This window comes from Methylobacterium nigriterrae, assembly GCF_037106235.1.
Classification (GTDB): domain Bacteria; phylum Pseudomonadota; class Alphaproteobacteria; order Rhizobiales; family Beijerinckiaceae; genus Methylobacterium; species Methylobacterium nigriterrae.
In genome coordinates, this window is record NZ_JBAWTG010000327.1 from 1 (window position 1) to 1,918 (window position 1,918).

At 70.2% G+C, this 1,918-nt stretch carries 1 protein-coding gene; it reads left to right on the forward strand.

The window, feature by feature from the left end; genetic code table 11:
- Positions 1–1,918, forward strand: a 1,918-nt coding sequence (dxs, locus tag WDW90_RS36720) for a 1-deoxy-D-xylulose-5-phosphate synthase (protein WP_336492659.1), incomplete at both ends; no start/stop codon positions are given.

Here is a 1,918-nt window from a genome sequence, read left to right on the forward strand (position 1 = left end):
GACACATCACGATTGGACGGTCTGGAGTTTCCGTCTTTGCTTCGTCGTCTTCCTGAGGGCGATTTGCAGGGTGTTGCGGACGCGGTTCGTGCGGAGATGATTGACGCGGTCTCGGTGACGGGCGGTCATCTGGGCTCGGGTCTGGGTGTCGTGGAGCTGACGGTGGCGCTTCACCACGTGTTCGACACGCCGGACGACCGCATCGTCTGGGATGTCGGGCACCAGTGCTACCCGCACAAGATCCTGACGGGTCGGCGCGAGCGCATCCGGACGCTGCGCCAGGGCGGTGGGCTGTCGGGCTTCACCAAGCGCTCGGAGAGCGTCTACGACCCGTTCGGCGCGGCCCATTCCTCGACCTCGATCTCGGCTGGTCTGGGCATGGCGGTGGGGCGCGATCTTTCGGCGGCGTCGGCCGAGCGGCGGGGCGAGGCGGTGCGGCGGCGCAACGTGGTGGCGGTGATCGGCGACGGCTCGATGTCGGCGGGCATGGCCTACGAGGCCATGAACAATGCCGGGGCGATGCACTCGCGCCTGATCGTGGTGTTGAACGACAACGACATGTCGATCGCCCCGCCGGTGGGGGCGATGTCGGCCTATCTGGCGCGTCTGGCCTCGGGCGGGGCCTACCGCTCGTTGCGCGAGACCGCCAAGCAGCTTGGCCAGCTCCTGCCCAAGGCGATCTACCAGCGCGCGGCGCGCGCCGAGGAATACGCCCGCAGCCTTCTGACCGGCTCGGGCACGATGTTTGAGGAGCTCGGCTTCTACTACGTGGGGCCGGTCGACGGGCACAACCTCGACCACCTGCTGCCGGTCTTGAAGAACGTGCGCGACTCGGAGCAGGGCCCGATCCTGCTGCATGTGGTCACCCAGAAGGGCAAGGGCTACGCGCCGGCGGAGGCCAGCGCCGACCGCTACCACGGCGTGGTCAAGTTCGACGTGCTCTCGGGGGTGCAGAGCAAGGCCAAGGCGAACGCGCCGGCCTACACGCGGGTGTTTGGCGAGAGCCTGGTCAAGGCGGGTCAGGCCGACGACAGGGTGGTGGCGATCACGGCGGCGATGCCGGGCGGCACGGGGGTGGACCTGTTCGGCAAGGCGTTTCCCGAGCGCACCTTCGACGTGGGGATTGCCGAGCAGCACGCGGTGACGTTCGCGGGCGGGCTGGCGACCGAGGGCTACAAGCCGTTCGTTGCGATCTACTCGACCTTCCTGCAGCGGGCCTATGACCAGGTGGTGCACGACGTGGCGCTGCAGAACCTGCCGGTGCGCTTCTGCCTGGACCGGGCGGGTCTGGTGGGGGCGGACGGGGCGACGCATGCGGGCGCGTTCGATCTGGCCTATCTGTGCTGCCTGCCGAACATGACGGTGATGGCGGCCGCCGACGAGGCGGAGCTGGTGCACATGGTGGCCACGGCCCACGCGCATGACAGCGGCCCGATCGCGCTGCGCTACCCGCGCGGCGAGGGGGTGGGCCTCGACCTGCCGGAGCAGGGCGCGGTGCTGGCGATCGGGCGGGGCCGGGTGATCCGGCGCCCGGAGGGGGCGCGGGTGGCGCTCTTGAGCCTCGGCACGCGGCTGTCCGAGGCGCTGAAGGCGGCCGACGAGCTGGCGGACCAGGGGGTGGGGGTGAGCGTGGCCGATGCCCGCTTTGCCAAGCCGCTGGACGAGGCGCTGATCCTGGACCTGGCGGCCAGCCACGAGGTCCTGGTGACGCTGGAGGAGGGCTCGACGGGCGGCTTCGGCGCGATGGTCCTGCATCTGCTCTCGGCGCGCGGGGCGCTCGATGCGGGCCGGGTGCGGGTGCGCACGATGACGCTGCCGGACCTCTACCAGGACCACGACACGCCCGACCGGATGTACGCCCAGGCCGGCCTCGACGCCCCAGCCATCGTCAAACTCGTCGCCGATACTCTCCCAGAGC